The 244-nt window shown below is 44.3% G+C and carries 1 pseudogene; it reads left to right on the top strand.

Going from position 1 to position 244, the window contains the following annotated elements:
- Positions 1-244: pseudogene (locus AAEZ00_RS21970) on the top strand (endonuclease SmrB); the annotation flags it as partial.

Here is a 244-nt window from a genome sequence, read left to right as displayed (position 1 = left end):
GCCAAACAACAGTTCGAAATAAAAGAACAGCAGATTCATGCTGATAGCTATTTTTCGGATACATATCAGCCGCTTCTGCCGGTAGATGGCCCTATGCGTTGGATTAATACCAGCACAGATAAGCATGAATTAAAACGCTTAAGGCGTGGTGACTATTCTCCGGACCTGTTGCTTGATTTGCATGGCATGCGTCAAGCAGAAGCCAAACTTGAATTAGCCGCACTTATCCAAGCATGTGTTAAGC

The organism is Shewanella sp. S1-49-MNA-CIBAN-0167 (genome assembly GCF_040310145.1).
Taxonomy (GTDB): domain Bacteria; phylum Pseudomonadota; class Gammaproteobacteria; order Enterobacterales; family Shewanellaceae; genus Shewanella; species Shewanella psychromarinicola.
Note: the sequence above shows the minus strand (reverse complement) of the source record. Positions and strands in the feature narration are given on the sequence as shown.